The organism is Nocardia sp. FBN12 (assembly GCF_050320175.1).
GTDB lineage: Bacteria > Actinomycetota > Actinomycetes > Mycobacteriales > Mycobacteriaceae > Nocardia.
Genome location: NZ_CP190048.1, coordinates 6,645,982 through 6,663,340 on the forward strand (window position 1 = coordinate 6,645,982; position 17,359 = coordinate 6,663,340).

The following is a 17,359-nucleotide window of genomic DNA, read 5'->3' on the forward strand; positions in this document are numbered from 1 at the left end:
GTGGGCTCGTCGAATTCGACGGGCCCACGGGCGGCCGGAGATACTGCGAATATGCCGACCGAACCGAAAATCGACAAGGCCCCTGACGGGGGTCGTACCGGCCGCCTGAACGCCGAGACGATCTTCCGGTGGACGGCCACCGCGGCGGGCGCGACGATCGTCGCCGCCATCGCGTTGATCGCGCTGTTCCTGCTGATCCGCGCGGTCCCCTCGCTCATGGCCGACAACGCCAACTTCTTCACCAGCACCGAGTTCTCGACCGGTGACGCCAACAATCTCCGCTTCGGTATCCGCGACCTGTTCATGGTCACGGTCTTGAGCTCGGTGTTCGCGCTCATCGTCGCGGTGCCGATCGGTGTCGGTATCGCGCTGTTCCTGACGCACTACGCGCCGTCGCGACTCGGCAGGCCGTTCACGATGCTGATCGACCTGCTCGCCGCGGTGCCCTCGATCGTGTTCGGTCTGTGGGGCTTCCTCGTGCTGGCGCCGCAGATCGCGCCGGTGCAGGAATTCCTGAACGAGAACCTTGGCTGGTTCTTCCTGTTCTCCGACGGCAATGTCTCGATCGCGGGCGGCGGCACCATCTTCACCGCGGGCGTCGTGCTCGCGGTGATGATCCTGCCGATCATCACCTCGGTGGCCCGCGAGGTGTTCGCGCTCACGCCCCGCGCGCACATCGAAGCCGCGCAGGCGCTCGGCGCCACCAAGTGGGAAGTCGTGCGGATGACCGTGCTGCCCTACGGCCGCAGCGGTGTGATCGCGGGTTCCATGCTCGGCCTCGGCCGCGCCCTCGGTGAGACGATCGCCGTCCTTGTCGTGCTGCGTACCGCGAGCAACGCGGGTACCTGGTCGCTGTTCGACGGCGGCTACACCTTCGCCTCCAAGATCGCCTCGGCGGCCTCGGAGTTCAGTTCACCGCTGCCCACCGGCGCCTATATCGCGGCCGGCTTCGTTCTGTTCGCGCTGACCTTCGTCGTCAACGCGCTGGCCCGCCTGGCCTCCGGTGGAAAGGTGAACGGCTGATGACCACCACGACGACGCTCGACAAGCCGCTCAAGGCGCCGACCTTCCGGCACGTCAGTACCGGCAGGCGGATCAAGAACAACATCGCCACCGGCCTGGTGACCCTCTGCTTCCTCATCGCGCTGATCCCCCTGGTGTGGGTGCTCGGCCTGGTGATCAGCAAGGGTTTCACCGCGGTCATCTCGTCGGACTGGTGGTTCAATTCGCAGAAGGGCATCCTGCCCGACCAGACCGGTGGCGGTGTCTACCACGCCATCTACGGCACCATCGTCCAGGCGACGGTCGCCTCCGTGATCGCGGTGCCGCTGGGCATCATGGGCGCGGTCTACCTGGTCGAATACGGTCGCGGTCGACTCGCGAAGGTCACCACCTTCATGGTTGACATTCTGGCCGGTGTGCCCTCGATCGTCGCCGCACTGTTCATCTTCGCGCTCTGGATCGCCACTTTCGGCATGCCGCAGAGCTCCTTCGCCGTCTCGCTCGCGCTGGTGCTGCTGATGCTGCCGGTCGTGGTGCGCAGCACCGAGGAAATGTTGAAGCTGGTGCCCGACGAGTTGCGTGAGGCGTCCTACGCGCTCGGTGTGCCGAAGTGGAAGACCATCCTGCGGATCGTCATTCCCACGGCCGCGCCCGGCATGATCTCCGGCATCCTGCTCTCCGTGGCCCGCGTCATGGGTGAGACCGCGCCGGTGCTCGTGCTGGTCGGCTACAGCAAGTCGATCAACCAGAACATCTTCGACGGCAACATGGCTTCGCTGCCGCTGCTGATCTACCAAGAGCTGGCCAACCCGGAGGCCGCCGGCCGCGAACGTGTCTGGGGTGCGGCGTTCACGCTGATCCTCATGATCGCCCTGCTGTACCTGGCTGCCGCCGGCGTCAACAAGCTGCTCACCCGGAACCGATAGAAGCGAACGGAATACTTCTCATGGCCAAGCGGATCGACGTCAAAGATCTCAACATCTATTACGGCAGCTTCCACGCCGTGGCGAATGTGGAACTGACCGTGCTGCCGCGCAGCGTCACCGCCTTCATCGGTCCCTCCGGCTGTGGCAAGTCCACCGTGCTGCGCTCGCTCAACCGCATGCACGAGGTGACCCCGAACGCTCGCGTCGAAGGTGCCGTGCTGCTCGACGGCGAGGACATCTACAGCTCCTCGATCGACCCGGTCGGCGTGCGCCGCACCATCGGCATGGTGTTCCAGCGCCCGAACCCGTTCCCCACCATGTCGATTCGCGACAATGTGGTGGCCGGGCTCAAGCTGCAGGGCGTGCGCAACAAGAAGGAACTCGACGAGGTCGCCGAGCGCTCGCTCAAGGGCGCCAACCTCTGGAACGAGGTCAAGGACCGGCTCGACAAGCCCGGTGGCAGCCTCTCCGGTGGTCAGCAGCAGCGTCTGTGCATCGCCCGCGCCATCGCGGTCTCGCCCGACGTCCTGCTGATGGACGAGCCGTGTTCGGCCCTGGACCCGATCTCCACCCTGGCGATCGAGGACCTGATCACCGAGCTCAAGAAAGAGTTCACGATCGTCATCGTCACGCACAACATGCAGCAGGCCGCCCGCGTGAGTGACCAGACCGGTTTCTTCAACCTCGAGGCGCAGGGCAAGCCCGGCCGTCTGATCGAGATCGACGACACCGAGAAGATCTTCTCCAACCCCACCCAGCGCGCCACGGAGGACTACATCTCCGGCCGCTTCGGGTAAGAAGTGAATACGCGAAAGGCCCGTGCAGCGACTGCACGGGCCTTTCGCGTTGCAGGACAAGAGATTTCGTCCGCACATCGGTAACTCGCCGGGTGCAGGCGGACCTGACCCGCGACAACAGTCCGGCCGCCGACGCAAACTCCCCGCGACTCAGGTCTGGCCTGAATACGCGGGGAGCCGGGACAGCTCTCAGCTGGTTTCGAGGTCCTCGTCACCTGGGAGGACACCGGTGACCAGGAAGATCACGCGGCGGCCGATCTCCACGGCGTGGTCGGCGAAGCGCTCGTAGTAGCGGCCGAGCAGGGTGACGTCCACAGCGGCGGCCACACCGTACTTCCAGTCACGGTCCATCAGGAGGGTGAACAGGTGGCGGTGGAGGTCGTCCATCGCCTCGTCGTCCTGGTTGAGCTGGGCGGCGCGCTCGGGGTCGCGGGTCTCGAGCACCTCTTTGGCGCCCGCGCCCATGTTGACCGCGATGCGGCCCATCTCCGCGAAGTAGCCGTTGACCGACTCGGGCAGGGCGTGGGCGGGGTGGCGGCGGCGGGTCACCTTGGCGACGTGCAGCGCGAGCGCGCCCATCCGGTTGACATCGGCGACGATCTGGATCGCGCTGACGACCTGACGCAGGTCGCCCGCGACGGGGGCCTGCAGGGCGAGCAGCGCGAAGGCCTTCTCCTCGGCCTCGGTGATCATCACCGAGATCTGATCCTGCTCACCGATGACCTGCTCGGCCAGACCCAGGTCGGCCTGGAGCAGCGACTGGGTGGCCTGTTCCATGGCCTGGCCAGCGAGACCGGCCATCTCACCAAGGAGGTTGGCGAGGTCGGCCATTTGCTCGTTGTAGATGACACGCATGATTGCAAACCCTAGTGGGTACCCGGACCCCTGTCACCCAACACCGGGTTAATGCCGCGTGGCAGTGTCATGGCAGGTCAGCGGAGGTAACGCCTACTTGCAGGTGTCGTCGGCGGCGTTCATGTGCTCGAGATCGGACGGCAGCGCGACCGGACCCGCGCTGTGCGGCTCACCGATCGGCACGTTCGGCAGTTCCGCGCCGACCGCGGTAGCAGTGCGGACCGTGCCGCCGAAATCGGCACCGACCACCACTTCGATGATGCTGCCCAGCTCGTTGGCCTGTTCCAGGACCGCGCCGGGGATGGTGCTCGCGACGGTGGCCGCCTCGGCCTCCAGCCCAGCGGCGAAACGGATCTTGGAGGTCTGCGACTGGCCGCCGGAGTAGTTGCCGGTGCTGTAGATCCCGAAGCCCTGATAGCCGAGCTTGGAGGCGACGGTCTTGGCCGCGCCCGCCGTGCCCGAACCGTTGGATACCAGCAGCGACATCGTGCCGGGGGCCACCGCGTACTGCTTCGGCGCGACCGGGGCCGGTGACGGCGCCGAGCTCTCGACTTCGGGCGCCTTGGTCTCGCCCGGCAGCGGCTGATCGTCGATGACGGCGCGGAAGATCGCCTTGATGTCGGATTCGCGCGGAATCTCGTTGCCGTATGCGGTGGTGCCCGCGGTCGGGATGGTCAGGAAGGTCACCGCGCCCGCGTCCATCTTCTGCAGCGAACGGCCGAGCAGCAGCAGGTCCTGCGGGGTCACCTTGTCGACGAAGGTGTGGTTGGAGAACTCCTGGATGAACCCGTTGAGCTTGCCAGGATCGAAGAGGACCTTGCTCGACAACGCCCCACGCAACAGCGACGCGAGGAAGCGCTGCTGCCGGTTGATCCGGTCGTAGTCGCTGCGTTCCTCGCCGATCACGTGCCTGGCGCGCACGTAGTTGAGCGCGGTCTCGCCGTTGACCCGCTGCTTGCCGGAGGTCTCGAGCACCGGGCCGAGCACACCATCGATGATCGGCTTGGTCGAGCACACCTCGACACCGTCGACCTGGTCGACCATGGCCTCGAAACCGGCGAAGTCGATGCCGATGAAGTGGCCGATGGTCAGGCCCGACATCTTGCGCACCACGTCGACGAGGCATTTGGGGCCACCGAGGGCGTACACGGCGTTGAGCTTGTCGCCCATGGCCGAGGGGAACTTCTGGTCGGTGTAGGCGGCCTTCTCGTTGTCCCAGCCCGCGCACACCGGGCGGGTGACGTCGAGGTCACGCGGGAACGACACGACCACCACGCGCGAACGGTTCTTCGGGATGTGCACCAGCATCGCCGTGTCGGCGCGGGCGCCTTCGGTGTCGGTGGCCGAGCCCGCGCCCATGTCGGCGTTGACGCCGGCTCTGGTATCGGTGCCGACGATGAGGTAGTTCTCGTCGCCGAGCTGCATATCGCCGTCGAGCACGTCACCGGAGGCGCCGCCACCGAGGGCGTCGATTTGATTGAGGCTGTTGCCGGTGGCCTGGAGATAGCTCCAGCCGCCGCCGGTGATCACCAGCGCGAGTACCGCGACGACCGTCAGCGCGACCCGTCCGGCATACCGTGCCTGCTTGCTCCGGCGGTCGTTCGTACCCGCGCGACTGCCCGGCCGACGTGGCGGTGCGGCGGACGCGGTTTTGACCGGCCTTGCCCGCTCGGGCTCAGGGGCGGGGGCGACCGTGGGCAGGATGTCGGTGGGGGGGTCGACGGGACCCACCCGCCGCGCTGGGGCGGCGGTGCGCGGCTGCTGGTTCGGCTGGGCGGGCAGCGCGGTGGTTGCGGTGCGGTCGGCGGGGGATTCGGCGCGATGCGACGGCGTACCCGCGATGTCGTCGACGACGGGGGAGCCGTCGGTGCGTGGGGCGATATCGGGGCGCGGGGTGGGGCGCGGCGCCTGTTCGCGGGCGCGGCGGCCCGCACGCGAGTCGGGGTCGGCGCTTTCGGTGGGGGGCACGCGTCTGCCGCGTCGGGTGCGTTCGCTGTCGACCCGGTTGACGAGGTCGGCGACGGTCAGCGGGGCGGCGTCCTGCGCCGCGTCCGCGTGCCGGGACCGTCGCGAGCCGGTTTCCGGTTGCTCGGTGGGTTCGGCCGTCGGGTAGCGCTCCCAGGGGGCGCGATTTCCGGGCCGGGGCGTACGCCCGCGCCGATCGTCACCCACCAACGAACCTCACTTCTCTATCTGGCGCAGCCTGCGCGTCATCGCCCGGCCCCGATTCGAACCGAAGTCGAACGATCCCGCAATGATAACGATTCCGCCACGAGTGGCCACTCCAGTGCACACCGGAATCGCTGACGATGTGATCGCGACACTCGAAGACCGGACGGAAAGCCCTGCTCGAGCGCGTGCTGTGGCCCGAAATAGCGATGGCTTACGAATTGATGTCAGCTTGTTATCGGCGCCGGATCGCGCCCCCGCGCGTCCTCAACCGCCGCTGTGCATCACATCGGCCGCCGCGGGGACGGTGTCGTCCTCGGGATCGTCGAGCCAGCCCTCGGGGAGCACGACCTTGGTCTGCGGCGAACCCTGCCGACCGCGCGGACCGAGCGCGTCCGTGGGGAACGGCACCGTCGGGTCGAGCTGTCCGACGAGCTCCTCGATCTGCGACAGCTTCGACACCGTGGCGAAGCTGCGCCGCAGCTGTGAGCCGACCGGGAACCCCATCAGGTACCAGGCCATGTGCTTGCGGATATCGCGCATGGCCTTGTCCTCACCGTCGTGTTCGGTGAGCAGGGTGGCGTGGCGCACCAGGATCTCGCCGACGCGGCCGAGCGTCGGCCCCTCGGGGATCGGTTCGCCGCGCAGGGCCGCGCTGAGTTCGGCGAACAGCCACGGCCTGCCCAGGCAGCCGCGGCCGACAACCACGCCGTCGCAGCCGGTTTCGTGCATCATCCGCAGCGCGTCGTCGGCGGTGAAGATATCGCCGTTGCCGAGCACCGGGATGGAGGTGACGGCTTCCTTGAGCCGGGCGATGGCCGACCAGTCGGCCGCGCCCGAGTACAGCTGGGCCGCGGTGCGCGCGTGCAGCGCCACGGCGGCAGCGCCCTCGGCCTCGGCGATGCGGCCGGTGTCGAGGTAGGTGTGGTGGTCGTCATCGATGCCGACGCGGAACTTGAAGGTCACCGGCACGCCGGCGGGTTCGGCCGCGGCCACCATCTCGCGGACGATATTGGCGAACAGCCTGCGCTTGTACGGCAGCGCCGAGCCACCACCGAGCTTGGTCACCTTGCGGACCGGGCAGCCCAGATTGAGGTCGATGTGATCGGCCCAGCCCTCGCCCACGATGATCCGCACCGCTTCACCCAGCGTCTTGGGATCCACCCCGTAGAGCTGCATCGAGCGCGGATGCTCGTCGGCGTCGAACGACATCATGTGCAGCGTCTTCTCGTTGCGCTCGACCACCGCGCGTGCGGTGATCATCTCGCACACGTAGATCGAGGTCGCGCTGCCGAACTCCCGGCACAGTCTGCGGAAGGCGCGGTTGGTGATGCCCGCCATGGGCGCGAGCACGACCGGCGGATCGACCGGGTAGGGCCCGATCCGCAGCGCCGTCGGCGCCTGGGGCATCGTGGTAGTCACGGCTGCCATTCTCTCATCCGGCTCGATGTGATCGATCTCGCGCATCGAGGACTTTGCCCGGGTCATGACCGCCATCACGACCGCGCACCTCGGTTTACCTGTTACTCGCAGTACGAGCATTGTTCGCGACTCAGTAGCCTGGACAAGCTGGCATCGTCGCCTCCGGCGGTGCGCTGTCCCCACGTAATCGGAGAAGAAGACCCCCATGGCCGAAAGCAACGAAGGCGCCACCGACCTCACGAAAACCCCCGCCGAGCCCGCGAAGGGCACCGTCGCCGTGCGCGTTTCCTCGCTGGTCGGCGGCGGTGTGATCGCCGTCCTCGCGATCATCGCGCTCGTGCTCGGCGTGCTGCTCGGCTCGGCCCGCTCGGAGATCTCCGACACGAAGGACCAGGCCGCCGACAACGCGAAGGCCGAGCAGATCGCCCTCGACTACTCCGTCGGCTCGGCGAGCCTGAACTATCAGGACGTCAACGCCTGGGTCGCCAAGCTCAAGGCAGGCACTTCGCCCGAGCTGTCGAAGAAGTTCGACGCCACCGGCGCCAAGCTCGAGCAGATCATCATCCCGCTGAAGTGGACCTCCACCGCGACGCCGATCACCGCGAAGGTGCTCTCGCAGGAGGGCGAGGTCTACAAGGTCGCCGCCTTCGTGGACGTGAGCACCACCAACGCCCAGAACCCCGACGGCCTGCGCAACACCGTCACCTACAACATCACCGTCGACGCGGGCCAGGCCTGGAAGATCACCGATGTCGGCAGCGCCGACGGCGCCCTTCCGATCAAGTAGCTCGCACAAAAAGCGCCGCCCACCTGCGAAGGTGGGCGGCGCTTTTACTTGGGCAGACCTAGACGCTGATCATCTCGCGCTTCTTGGCTTCGCGGGCGAGCATCCGGTCGCGCTGCTCCTCGAACTTCAGCACGTCCTCGCCCAGCTTCTCCAGGAAGCCGGCCAGCCGCTCACGAGTGGCCTCGCCGCGGGCGGTGAAATCGGTGCGGTCGAAGACATTCCACTTCTTGAGCACCGGCTGCACGACCTCTTCGAGGTGCTGGCGCAGGTCGTAGATGCCGTGCTTGGCCATGAGTACGCCGTTGCGACGGAAGTTCGGCATGCCCGCACCGGGCATCTGGAAGTTCTCGACGATCATCGAGATCGCTTCGATGGTCTGGTCGGGGCTCAGGTCCATCGCCGCGCCGCAGAGGTTGCGGTAGAAGATCATGTGCAGGTTCTCGTCGGCGGCGACGCGCTGCAGCATGCGGTCGGCGATCGGGTCGTCACAGACCTTGCCGGTGTTGCGGTGGCTCACCCGGGTGGCCAGTTCCTGGAAGGTCACGTAGGCGACCGAGTGCAGGAAGCCCGCGTCGACCTCTGCGGGGGAGGCGAAGCCGTTGGTCATGTGGATCATCCGCGCCTCTTCGAGGGCGACCGGATCCACGCCACGGGTGACGACCAGGTAATCGCGCATCACGATGCCGTGCCGGTTCTCCTCGGCGGTCCAGCGACCGACCCAGGTGCCCCAGGCGCCGTCCTGGGAGAAGTTCTCGGCGATCTCACGGTGGTAGGACGGCAGATTGTCCTCGGTGAGCAGGTTGGTGATCATGGCCGCCTTGGCGACCTCGCTGAGCTTGGACTGCTCAGGATCCCAATCGATGCCGCCCATGGCGGCGAAGTTGCGGCCCTCGTCCCACGGGACGTAGTCGTGCGGATGCCATTCTTTGGCGAGCGACATGTGGCGGTTGACGTTTTCCTCGGCAACCGGCTCCAACTCCGTGAGCAGTTCGAGTTGAGTCAGATCCCTTGCCATGTAAAAACCCTTCGCTGTCGTGCTTGCGGTCGAACGTCGCGATGCGGCCATACCTTACGGCACCGTAGGTGTGATGCGAAACGCAACAGAGCCATTTTCCGGCGATATTGAGCAACGCCACAACTCGCGGATCGGCCCGATGGTCGTGCTGACGAGTCTAGGCGTTCGGCCCGCAGCATAGGGACTATCGCTGCGGGCCTCGCGACGTTAGCTACAGGTAGATGAACAGTGTCAGCGCTTCCCGCCGAGCAGGCCGCCGAGGCCACCGCTGCCGTTCTTCGACAGCGCCTCGCCGATCATGCCGCCGAGCCCGCCGGTGTTACTGCTCCCGCCGAGCAGCCCGCCGAGCAGATCGCCGAGACCGCCGCCGGAGGCCTGCGTCTGCTGTGGTGCCGCGGCACCACCGCCGGTGAGCTGTTTGGCCATGTAGGCGAGCACGATCGGGGCCAGGATGGGCAGCAGCTTGCCGATCAGATCGTTGCCACCGGTTCCGCCGCCCGCGCCGAGTGCGCTGATGACAGTGTTCTTTTCGTCGCCGAAGACATTGTCGACGATCTTCTCGCCGTCACCGACATCCACCTGCCGCAGATCCACCGCGCCTTCGCCTTCGACGAGGCCGCCGTGGTTGTCGAGCGCGCCGAGCAGTGATGCCGCGCCCTGTGGCTGGGCGGCGTTGGCCTGGAGTCCGCCGAGCAGCGTGGGCAGCGCGGCCTGCACGGCCGTTGTCGCGGTCGCCTGGTCGACACCGAGCTGGTCGGCGATCTGGGCGATGGGAACTTGGGAGAGCAAATCATCGAAGGAAGTCATCGGCTCCGCCTGAGGTTGTGGGCGCCCGGTAGCCCGGGTCCAGCTCAGCGTACGTCGCCGACACGTGACGATGGTCACGTGTGGTGGTGCGTGGTGCCCCCTGTAGGACTCGAACCTACGACCTAGTGATTAAAAGTCACCAGCTCTACCAACTGAGCTAAAGGGGCGCGCAGCGGAGTCTAGCGGACGCTGTGCCGAAGGGCCGAATAGTGGTCCCGGGTCGGGTCGGGGGCGCCTGGTCGCCGCTGGTGGCAGCCGGTAACAACGCGGACGCCGCCGACGATTCGGTGGTAAACACCTGGTGCCCAGCGGCGTTCACGCTGGGGGTTGCGTATGGTCGTCGAATACTGTTGTATCGCAACATCTTTCGACGAGCAGGGGTGCAGCAGCGATGGAGAGGTCCAAGGTGGGCGCCGGTCTCGCGACCGTTCGGCGAACTTCGGCGGTGCCGGTGAGCCGGTCAACCGGGCTGCGCGCCTATGGAATTCGTACCCGATGTAACCATTCCGGTTGCGCTTCGTTTGCTGATCTGGATAACCGAACCGGATGTTCGGATGGGTACTCGAATCGCCGCGTGTCGACTCGGGAATACGGGTACGGTGATCGTCTGGTGAATTTCGAAACAATCACCGGTGCCGCGTTTTCCGTGGCTCCGGTGCAGGGTGCGGCGTTTCGGAATTCATCGACCGATTGCAGGCCGAGGTGATCGCGATGGGTGCGCGAACTCCCGGCAAAGGGGTAGTCGCTACCGCAGGAGGAGGCGGTTCTCACAGGTGGCGGGGCCGCTGTGCGAGGCACCGCGAGTCTTTCATACCGAAAGTTTGAATTAAAACCACAATTCGCGCCAACGGTCTGTATTGGCCGTCGGCGTCGAGAAGGTTCGGAGGCGTTTCGAGCATGGCACGGCAGCAAGAGCGGGCGCGCCGGACACGCGCGGCGATAATCAAGTCCGCGGCCGTCGAGTTCGGGAAGAGCGGATATGCGGCGGCATCGCTCAACCGCATTCTGGAAGGTTCGCGCGCTACCAAAGGGGCGATGTACTTCCACTTCGACTCCAAGGAAGACCTGGCGCGCGCGGTACTGGAGACCGCGGTCGAGCGCTACCGGATCTGCGCGGAGCGCTGGCTCGCGCGCGCCGACCTCGGCCCACTCGACGTGCTCCACGGCATGGTCGACGAGATCGCGCTTCGACTCGAGCACGACACCATCGTGCAAGCCGAGTACCGCCTGGTGATCGAACCCGACTTCCATCGCGATACCGGTAACGGCGGCAGCCGCATCGTCGGCCGCGCCACCCGCGTGCTCGCGGTCCGCGCCATCGACGACGGTCAGCTGCGCGCCGACGCCGACCCGGACCGCTTCACCCGGACCCTGTCCGCGGCACTGGCGGGCCAGCGCTATCTGGTCGACCCGATCGCCAACGGTTCCGCGGCCGACCTGCGCGCCCGCTTCGCCGAGGTGCTGGAGGTTATCGTGGAGGCGATGGCCACCCCGGTGTGGATCCAGAACTTCCGCACCGAGGGCTGGCGCGAGCAAGCACGCCTGGATGACCTCGGTTTGGGCGCCTGACCAGGCGATTTGGAAGTCCGCACTCACCTGTCATAAGCTATGCGAGCTCCCAACGGAAACGTTGAAGCCGCCCCGGAGAGATTCGGAACGAGCCCCCTTCGTCTAGCGGCCTAGGACGCCGCCCTTTCAAGGCGGTAGCGCGGGTTCGAATCCCGTAGGGGGTACAGTCTTCGGACTGTGTCTAGCAGTACTGCAGAAGCATGGCCCTGTAGCGCAGTTGGTTAGCGCGCCGCCCTGTCACGGCGGAGGTCGCGGGTTCGAGTCCCGTCAGGGTCGCACGTAGTACCAGAGCAATCCGGTACTTCCGGCCAGGTAGCTCAGTTGGTACGAGCGACCGCCTGAAAAGCGGTAGGTCGCCGGTTCGATCCCGGCTCTGGCCACCTTCGATCCCCTCACCATTGACGTGGTGGGGGGATTTTTTCGCGTATCGGCCCGGTCAGCTCGTGACCGGCATCCGCAGTGCGTTCACCCACAGCCGGGTGACCGTGTAGACGATCTCCTCGACCGGGCGCGCCTTGCCGTCGAGGACCCCGTCACCGGTGACGAAATAGTTGAAGGCCAGCCTGCTGACCATCCCTGACAACGCCCGCGACGACAGCATCGGATCCAGCTCGGGATCGGCGAGGCCGCGCCGCTGGAGATCGGCGATGCTGCGGGCGTTGCGGTGGATGAACGCGTCGGCTCGTTCCTGGCGGAGCTTGCTGAACTCGGGGTCGATATTGGCGACCTGCTCGAGCAGCCCCATCAACTTCGCGTTGCGCTTGTAGGCCTCGAAGTAGGCCAGATTGCTGGCTTCGACGATCGACACGGGATCGTTGTCGCCGGCCACATGCTCCATTCCCGGATGCATCATGTCTTCCTGGGCGTGCTCCAGGATGGCCGCGAAGATCTCCTCTTTGCTGGCGAAATAGGTGTAGAAGGTGCCCGAGGAGCAGTTGGCTTCCTGGGTGATGTCCAGGAGCCGGGCATCGAGATACCCCATGCGCTCGAACACCTTCCGGCCCGCGTCGATCAGTGCGGTCCTGGTGCGCAGGCCGCGCGGAGTCGCAGGCAGCTCGCGCAGCAGCGAGGTGCGCGCCATCGATGGCGGCGAGCTGTCGCCTGCGGTCTCCGCGCGTCGTTCCATGTCCTATTTATAGCGTGGTGCCGATGCCGAACTGTTCGGCGAGCCGTCGCCGGGTCGGCGGCATCGGTCCACGATCTCCTTTCGCATGCTCGATGTGGTGTTCACGGGTGGAAGACGAGCCTGCCGACGGTGTCGCCGTCGCCGAGACGGCCGAGGCCGTCGGGGACCTCGCCGAGCGAAAGGCGTTCGCTGATCAGCGGCTTGACCTGCCCGGCCGCGGCGAGCCGGGTCAGCTCGGCGTGGCAGTCGTGGATCGCCCGCTGGTTGTACTGCTTGTACAGACCCCAGTGCAGGCCGATGATCGAATAGTTCTTGATCAGCGCGTGATTGAGCGCGGGCTGGGGGATGGTGCCGCCCGCGAAGCCGATCACCAGGATGCGACCTTCGAAGGCGATGCATTTGGTCGACTTGGCGTAGGCGTCGCCGCCGACCGGGTCGTAGACCACGTCGGCGCCGCGCCCGTCGGTGAACTCCTTGACGATCGGCACGAAATCCGATGTGTGCCGGTCGATCACGAGGTCGGCACCGAGCTCGCGGCAGTAGTCGGCCTTCGCCTGCCCGCCGACGACACCGATCACCCGTGCCCCCACGGCCTTGCCCAACTGCACGGCGCTACTGCCGACACCGCCTGCCGCGGCGTGCACGAGCAGCGTCTCGCCGCGCAGCAGCCGAGTCCGGCGGTGCAGTGCGAACCAGCTCGTCTGATAGCCGATGACCAGCGCGGACGCCTCGGCGTCGTCGAGGGAATCCGGTGCGGGAAAAGCACTCTCGGCATCGAGCACCGCCAGCTCGGCGAACGCGCCGCCGGGTAGATTCGCGGTGCCGACGATCCGGTCACCGATCGCGAACCGGTCGACCCCGGCACCGATCGCCAGCACCTCACCGCACAGTTCGACACCGGGCGTGAACGGCAGCGGTGGCTTGATCTGATACTGCCCACGACACAGCAACACGTCGGGGAAGTTGGCCGGCGCCGCGAGCACGCGCACCAGCAACTGCCCCGGTCCGGCTACCGGGTCGTCGATGTCGTTGAACTGCAATACGTCTCGTGGTTCGCCGAGCTCGGCGACCTGCCATGCCTTCATCGTGATCAGTCCTTCGGTCCGCCGGCGACGTAAATGACCTGCCCGGAGACGAACCCCGCGCCCTCGCTCGCCAGGAACGCCGCGGTGTGCGCGATGTCGTCCGGCGTGCCGGTCCGGTTGACCGGAATCTGCGCGGCGGCCGCCCGCTTGAACTCGTCGAAGTCCATGCCGATCCGCGCGGCCGTCGCGGCGGTCATCTCGGTCTCGATGAAGCCGGGGGCGATCGCGTTGGCGGTGACGCCGAACTTGCCGAGTTCGAAGGCGAGGGTCTTGGTGAAGCCCTGCATGCCCGCCTTGGCAGCGGAGTAGTTGGCCTGGCCGCGGTTGCCGAGTGCCGAAGTGCTCGACAGGTTGACGACGCGGCCGAACTTCGCCGCCACCATGTGCTGCTGCACCGCGCGGGTCATCAGGAAGGCGCCGCGCAGGTGCACGTTCATGACCGCGTCCCAGTCGTCGACGGTCATCTTGAACAGCAGGTTGTCGCGGAGGATGCCCGCGTTGTTCACGAGCACGGTCGGCGCGCCCAGTTCGGCGGACACCCGCTCGACGGCCGCGGCGACGGAGGCCTCGTCGGCGACATCGGCGCCGACCGCGAGTGCGGTGCCGCCCGCCGTCTCGATGGCGTCGACCGTTGTCTTACCGGCTGATTCGTCGAGGTCGAGCACGGCGACGGCCATACCGTCGGCGGCCAACCGGGTCGCGATGGCGGCGCCGATGCCGCGGGCGGCGCCGGTCACGATGGCGGTGCGGGTCATGTCTGCTCCTGTCTAGCTTTCTTCGGTGACGTCGAGTGCCTTGTGCACGATCGCGTCGATGCGTTCGATGGTCGGCGTGCCCGCGGCTGCCCTGTTCTGCGGTGTGTCCAGCGCTCGGCGGAGCACGCCCTCGGCGATGACGGCGAGCTTCCACAGCCCGAAGGCGTGCCAGTACCGGAGGGCGGCCGGGTCGCGCCCGGTCAGCGCGAGGTAGGCGGTGGCCATCTCGGCGCGGTTCGGGAATCCGGGCAGCGTGGACGCGGGGAAGTCGCCACCGGTGTCCTCGCCCGGTTCGGGCCAGTAGGCGAGCAGGCTGCCCATGTCGGCCAGCGGGTCGCCGAGGGTGGACAGTTCCCAGTCCAGCGCGGCAACCACTTCGCCGGTGGTCCGTGCGGTGATGACATTGCGCAGATGGAAATCGCCGTGCACCAGGGTGATCTCACGCTGCTCCGGTGCCGTCGCGACGAGTCTGCGGGTGAGTTCGTCGAGCTCGGGAAGTTCGCGGGTTTTGGACTGTTCCCACTGGCCACCCCACCGCTTGAGCTGACGCTGCGCGTAGGGCTTGTGGCTGGCCAGATCCGTGAGGCCGACGGCGTCCAGGTCGACGGCGTGGATCTCGGCCAGTGTGCGCGGCAGCGATTCGGCGATGGCCCGACGACGGTGCGGCGTCAGCGATTCCACGATGTCCATGGTGTCGACCACCTGCCCGTCGACGTATTCCATCAGCACCATCGGGACCTCGGCCACCGCCGGATCGTCGACGACGCCGAGAATCCGCGGGCACGGCACCGCGGTGGATTCCAGCGCCGCCATGATCCTGGCCTCGCGCACCACGTCGTGCGCGGAGGCGAGCAGGTGACCAAGCGGCGGCCTGCGCAGCACCCACCGGTGGTCCGCGTCATCGCGCACCAGGTAGGTCAGATTCGATTGGCCGAGGCCGATCCGGTCGAAACGCAGTGGCGCCGTGTGCTCGATGCCGAGCGTGGCGAACCAACCGGCGACCGCGACCGGGTCGACACCGACCACCTCGCGCACCTCAGACATTGACCACGGCTGCGCGCCGGAACGGCGCGGCATCACCGAGCCGCTGGCCGCCGTCGATCACCAGGGTCTCGCCGGTGATCCAGCTCGCCGCGTCGGAGACCAGGAAGGCCACCGCGGCTGCGATGTCGGCGGGTTCGCCGATCCGGTCGAGCGCGGTCGAGGCCGTGAGGGCCTGCTCGTGCTCGCGCCACAGAGCCTCGGCCAGTTTGGTCCGCACCACGCCCGGTGCGACGGAGTTGACGCGCACCTTCGGCGACAGCTCCAGCGCCAACTGCTCGGTGAGGTGGATCAGCGCGGCCTTTGACGCGTTGTACAGCCCGATGTTCGGCTCCATGCTCAGTCCGCCGATGGAGGTGGTGTTGACGACGGCGCCGCCGTGCTCGCCCATCCACGCCCGGGTGACCAGCGACGTCCACAGCACGGGAGCCCACAGATTCACATCGAAGATCTTGGCGAAGCGGGCGTGATCCTGGTCGATCGTCGGCCCGAACGCGGGGTTGGTGCCCGCGTTGTTGACCAGGATGTCGACGCTGCCGAACCGTTCCATGGTCAGCTCCACGCAGCGCCGCGCGGCGTCTTCGTCCACCACGTGGGCGCCGACGCCGATCGCGGTGCCGACGACCTGGGCGGCGGCCGCGTCAGCGGATTCCTGCGTCCGCGCGGTCACTACGACATTCGCGCCCGCCGCGGCCAGTTCCTGGGCGATCGCCAGTCCGATACCGCGCGAGGCACCGGTGACGATGGCGGTGCGGCCGGTCAGATCAAGTCCGGTCATCTCAGTTGCTCTCCTTGTACTTGCCGAGTTCCTGGCGGGCGATGGCCCGCTTGTGCACTTCGTCGGGTCCGTCGGCCAGGCGCAGCGTGCGCAGGTGCGCCCAGGCCATGGCGAGCGGGTAGTCGTCGGTGACACCACCCGCGCCGTATACCTGGATGGCCCGGTCGACGACCTGCAGCGCGATCTTCGGCGCGGCCACCTTGATGGCGGCGATCTCGGTGCGCGCGGCCTTGTTACCGACGGTGTCCATCAGATGCGCGGCCTTGAGCGTGAGCAGCCGGACCATCTCGATATCGATGCGCGACTCCGCGATCCAGTCCCCGATATTGGCGTTCTCGGCCACCGGCTTACCGAAGGTGACCCGCTGCTGCGCGCGCTTGCACATCATCTCCAGCGCGCGCTCGGCCATGCCGATGCTGCGCATGCAGTGGTGGATGCGGCCGGGCCCGAGCCGGGCCTGGCTGATCGCGAACCCCTCGCCCTCACCTTTGAGCACATCGGTGGCCGGCACCCGCACGTCGGCGAAGTCGATCTCGGCGTGGCCTTCGCGGTCCTGGTAGCCGAACACCGGCAGCCCGCGCAGGATCGTCACGCCCGGTGCGTCGATCGGGACCACCATCATGGTCTGCTGGCGGTGCGGTGCCGCGGTGGGATCGGTCTTGCCCATCACGATCATCACGCGACAGTTGCGGTGCAAGGCGTTGCTGGCGAACCACTTTCGGCCGTTGAGCACGTAGTCTTCGCCGTCGCGCACCATCGACAGTTCGATGTTGGTGGCATCGGAGCTGGCCACCCGCGGTTCGGTCATCGCGAAGGCCGAGGCCATGGTGCCGTCGAGTAGCGGCTTCAGGTACTTCTCTTTGTGCTCTTCGGTGCCGAACAGTTCGAGCACTTCCATGTTGCCGGTGTCGGGGGCGTTGCAGTTGCAGGCCTCCGACGCGAGGTGGCTGCGGCCCATGATCTCGGCCAGCGGCGCGTATTCGAGGTTGGTCAGGCCGGGGCCGCGGCCGGGGTGCGGGTGGAAGAGGTTCCAGAGTCCGCGCCGCTTGGCCTCGGCTTTGAGTTCTTCCACGATCGGTGGCTGGAAGTGCGGGTCACCGGATTCGCGCATCTGCTCGTCGTAGACGGCTTCGGCCGGGTAGACGTGCGCGTCCATGAAGTCGAGCAGGTCTTCGGAGTACTTCTTCGCGCGATCGCTGAGATCGAACAGTGACATGGATTTCTC

The 17,359-nt window shown here is 67.0% G+C and carries 16 protein-coding genes and 4 tRNA genes; 8 read left to right on the plus strand and 12 right to left on the minus strand.

All coding sequences use genetic code 11. From position 1 onward, the window contains the following. The first annotated feature begins 51 nt into the window (after positions 1-51). The 3 genes from pstC to pstB are packed head-to-tail and all read left to right on the plus strand — an operon-like array spanning position 52 to position 2,725. On the plus strand, positions 52-1,023 hold the full coding sequence (pstC, locus tag ACQHI0_RS31375; protein ID WP_427905338.1) for a phosphate ABC transporter permease subunit PstC: 972 nt from the start codon (positions 52-54) through the stop codon (positions 1,021-1,023). Continuing rightward, positions 1,023-1,928 carry a phosphate ABC transporter permease PstA gene (pstA, locus tag ACQHI0_RS31380; RefSeq protein WP_427905339.1) on the plus strand — a complete coding sequence of 302 codons (906 nt, stop codon included), beginning with the start codon at positions 1,023-1,025 and terminating at the stop codon, positions 1,926-1,928. The genes pstC and pstA overlap by 1 nt, the downstream gene beginning before the upstream one ends. A gap of 20 nt (positions 1,929-1,948) precedes the next feature. Further along, complete coding sequence (gene pstB, locus ACQHI0_RS31385) at positions 1,949-2,725, plus strand: phosphate ABC transporter ATP-binding protein PstB (RefSeq protein WP_056818713.1); 777 nt, start codon at positions 1,949-1,951, stop codon at positions 2,723-2,725. 189 nt (positions 2,726-2,914) lie between these two features. Here pstB and phoU read toward each other — a convergent pair whose 3' ends face one another. The 3 genes from phoU to dusB form a co-directional block, all read right to left on the minus strand. After that, entirely contained in the window at positions 2,915-3,580 is a 666-nt protein-coding gene (phoU, locus tag ACQHI0_RS31390; protein WP_427905340.1) for a phosphate signaling complex protein PhoU, read from the minus strand. 93 nt (positions 3,581-3,673) lie between these two features. Next, positions 3,674-5,752, minus strand: a complete 2,079-nt coding sequence (locus tag ACQHI0_RS31395; RefSeq protein WP_427905341.1) for an LCP family protein — start codon at positions 5,750-5,752, stop codon at positions 3,674-3,676. Between the two features lie 264 nt (positions 5,753-6,016). Next, positions 6,017-7,180 carry a tRNA dihydrouridine synthase DusB gene (gene dusB, locus ACQHI0_RS31400; RefSeq protein ID WP_427905342.1) on the minus strand — a complete coding sequence of 388 codons (1,164 nt, stop codon included), beginning with the start codon at positions 7,178-7,180 and terminating at the stop codon, positions 6,017-6,019. 196 nt (positions 7,181-7,376) lie between these two features. On the opposite strand from dusB, the gene ACQHI0_RS31405 reads away from it, so the two are divergent. After that, entirely contained in the window at positions 7,377-7,958 is a 582-nt protein-coding gene (locus tag ACQHI0_RS31405) for a hypothetical protein (RefSeq protein WP_427905343.1), read from the plus strand. A 58-nt stretch (positions 7,959-8,016) separates the two neighbouring features. Here the strand turns inward: ACQHI0_RS31405 and ACQHI0_RS31410 are convergent, their stop codons facing one another. The 3 genes from ACQHI0_RS31410 to ACQHI0_RS31420 all read right to left on the minus strand — a co-directional run bounded on the left by ACQHI0_RS31410 (position 8,017) and on the right by ACQHI0_RS31420 (position 9,947). Next, positions 8,017-8,973: an acyl-ACP desaturase gene (locus ACQHI0_RS31410; protein WP_427905344.1), complete on the minus strand. Its 957-nt coding sequence runs from the start codon at positions 8,971-8,973 to the stop codon at positions 8,017-8,019. A gap of 231 nt (positions 8,974-9,204) precedes the next feature. Beyond that, entirely contained in the window at positions 9,205-9,780 is a 576-nt protein-coding gene (locus tag ACQHI0_RS31415; protein WP_427905345.1) for a DUF937 domain-containing protein, read from the minus strand. Between the two features lie 91 nt (positions 9,781-9,871). Further along, positions 9,872-9,947 (minus strand) — tRNA-Lys (locus ACQHI0_RS31420). A gap of 730 nt (positions 9,948-10,677) precedes the next feature. Between ACQHI0_RS31420 and ACQHI0_RS31425 the strand changes: the two genes are divergently transcribed. The 4 genes from ACQHI0_RS31425 to ACQHI0_RS31440 all read left to right on the plus strand — a co-directional run bounded on the left by ACQHI0_RS31425 (position 10,678) and on the right by ACQHI0_RS31440 (position 11,729). Further along, the gene (locus tag ACQHI0_RS31425; RefSeq protein WP_427905346.1) at positions 10,678-11,349 is read left to right on the plus strand and encodes a TetR family transcriptional regulator; all 672 of its coding nucleotides are present in this window, start codon (positions 10,678-10,680) and stop codon (positions 11,347-11,349) included. 91 nt (positions 11,350-11,440) lie between these two features. Next, positions 11,441-11,513, plus strand: a tRNA-Glu gene (locus ACQHI0_RS31430). A 38-nt stretch (positions 11,514-11,551) separates the two neighbouring features. Continuing rightward, positions 11,552-11,625 (plus strand) — tRNA-Asp (locus ACQHI0_RS31435). 30 nt (positions 11,626-11,655) lie between these two features. Next, a tRNA-Phe gene (locus ACQHI0_RS31440) sits at positions 11,656-11,729 on the plus strand. Between the two features lie 56 nt (positions 11,730-11,785). Here the strand turns inward: ACQHI0_RS31440 and ACQHI0_RS31445 are convergent. From ACQHI0_RS31445 to ACQHI0_RS31470, 6 genes are all read right to left on the minus strand, one after another. Further along, positions 11,786-12,475 carry a TetR/AcrR family transcriptional regulator gene (locus tag ACQHI0_RS31445; protein WP_427905347.1) on the minus strand — a complete coding sequence of 230 codons (690 nt, stop codon included), beginning with the start codon at positions 12,473-12,475 and terminating at the stop codon, positions 11,786-11,788. A 101-nt stretch (positions 12,476-12,576) separates the two neighbouring features. After that, positions 12,577-13,560: an NADPH:quinone oxidoreductase family protein gene (locus ACQHI0_RS31450; protein ID WP_427905348.1), complete on the minus strand. Its 984-nt coding sequence runs from the start codon at positions 13,558-13,560 to the stop codon at positions 12,577-12,579. Between the two features lie 5 nt (positions 13,561-13,565). Continuing rightward, positions 13,566-14,315, minus strand: a complete 750-nt coding sequence (gene fabG / locus ACQHI0_RS31455; RefSeq protein WP_427905349.1) for a 3-oxoacyl-ACP reductase FabG — start codon at positions 14,313-14,315, stop codon at positions 13,566-13,568. Positions 14,316-14,327: 12 nt separating this feature from the next. After that, positions 14,328-15,359 (minus strand): phosphotransferase family protein, encoded by a 1,032-nt coding sequence (locus ACQHI0_RS31460; protein ID WP_427905350.1) that lies wholly within the window; start codon positions 15,357-15,359, stop codon positions 14,328-14,330. Continuing rightward, positions 15,352-16,134, minus strand: coding sequence for an SDR family oxidoreductase (locus ACQHI0_RS31465; protein ID WP_427905351.1), 783 nt, complete (start codon positions 16,132-16,134; stop codon positions 15,352-15,354). The genes ACQHI0_RS31460 and ACQHI0_RS31465 overlap by 8 nt, the downstream gene beginning before the upstream one ends. Before the next feature lies 1 nt (position 16,135). After that, a complete protein-coding gene (locus tag ACQHI0_RS31470; protein ID WP_427905352.1) occupies positions 16,136-17,350 on the minus strand; it encodes an acyl-CoA dehydrogenase family protein in 1,215 nt (404 codons plus the stop codon). Positions 17,351-17,359 lie beyond the last annotated feature (9 nt).

What these genes read in the sequence shown, in the direction of transcription:
- pstC (WP_427905338.1), top strand. Translation starts at nt 52, where the DNA reads ATGCCGACCGAACCGAAAATCGACAAGGCCCCTGACGGGGGTCGTACC.
- pstA (WP_427905339.1), top strand. Translation starts at nt 1,023, where the DNA reads ATGACCACCACGACGACGCTCGACAAGCCGCTCAAGGCGCCGACCTTC.
- pstB (WP_056818713.1), top strand. Translation starts at nt 1,949, where the DNA reads ATGGCCAAGCGGATCGACGTCAAAGATCTCAACATCTATTACGGCAGC.
- phoU (WP_427905340.1), bottom strand. Translation starts at nt 3,580, where the DNA reads ATGCGTGTCATCTACAACGAGCAAATGGCCGACCTCGCCAACCTCCTT.
- dusB (WP_427905342.1), bottom strand. Translation starts at nt 7,180, where the DNA reads ATGGCAGCCGTGACTACCACGATGCCCCAGGCGCCGACGGCGCTGCGG.
- ACQHI0_RS31405 (WP_427905343.1), top strand. Translation starts at nt 7,377, where the DNA reads ATGGCCGAAAGCAACGAAGGCGCCACCGACCTCACGAAAACCCCCGCC.
- ACQHI0_RS31410 (WP_427905344.1), bottom strand. Translation starts at nt 8,973, where the DNA reads ATGGCAAGGGATCTGACTCAACTCGAACTGCTCACGGAGTTGGAGCCG.
- ACQHI0_RS31415 (WP_427905345.1), bottom strand. Translation starts at nt 9,780, where the DNA reads ATGACTTCCTTCGATGATTTGCTCTCCCAAGTTCCCATCGCCCAGATC.
- ACQHI0_RS31425 (WP_427905346.1), top strand. Translation starts at nt 10,678, where the DNA reads ATGGCACGGCAGCAAGAGCGGGCGCGCCGGACACGCGCGGCGATAATC.
- ACQHI0_RS31445 (WP_427905347.1), bottom strand. Translation starts at nt 12,475, where the DNA reads ATGGAACGACGCGCGGAGACCGCAGGCGACAGCTCGCCGCCATCGATG.
- ACQHI0_RS31450 (WP_427905348.1), bottom strand. Translation starts at nt 13,560, where the DNA reads ATGAAGGCATGGCAGGTCGCCGAGCTCGGCGAACCACGAGACGTATTG.
- fabG (WP_427905349.1), bottom strand. Translation starts at nt 14,315, where the DNA reads ATGACCCGCACCGCCATCGTGACCGGCGCCGCCCGCGGCATCGGCGCC.
- ACQHI0_RS31460 (WP_427905350.1), bottom strand. Translation starts at nt 15,359, where the DNA reads ATGTCTGAGGTGCGCGAGGTGGTCGGTGTCGACCCGGTCGCGGTCGCC.
- ACQHI0_RS31465 (WP_427905351.1), bottom strand. Translation starts at nt 16,134, where the DNA reads ATGACCGGACTTGATCTGACCGGCCGCACCGCCATCGTCACCGGTGCC.
- ACQHI0_RS31470 (WP_427905352.1), bottom strand. Translation starts at nt 17,350, where the DNA reads ATGTCACTGTTCGATCTCAGCGATCGCGCGAAGAAGTACTCCGAAGAC.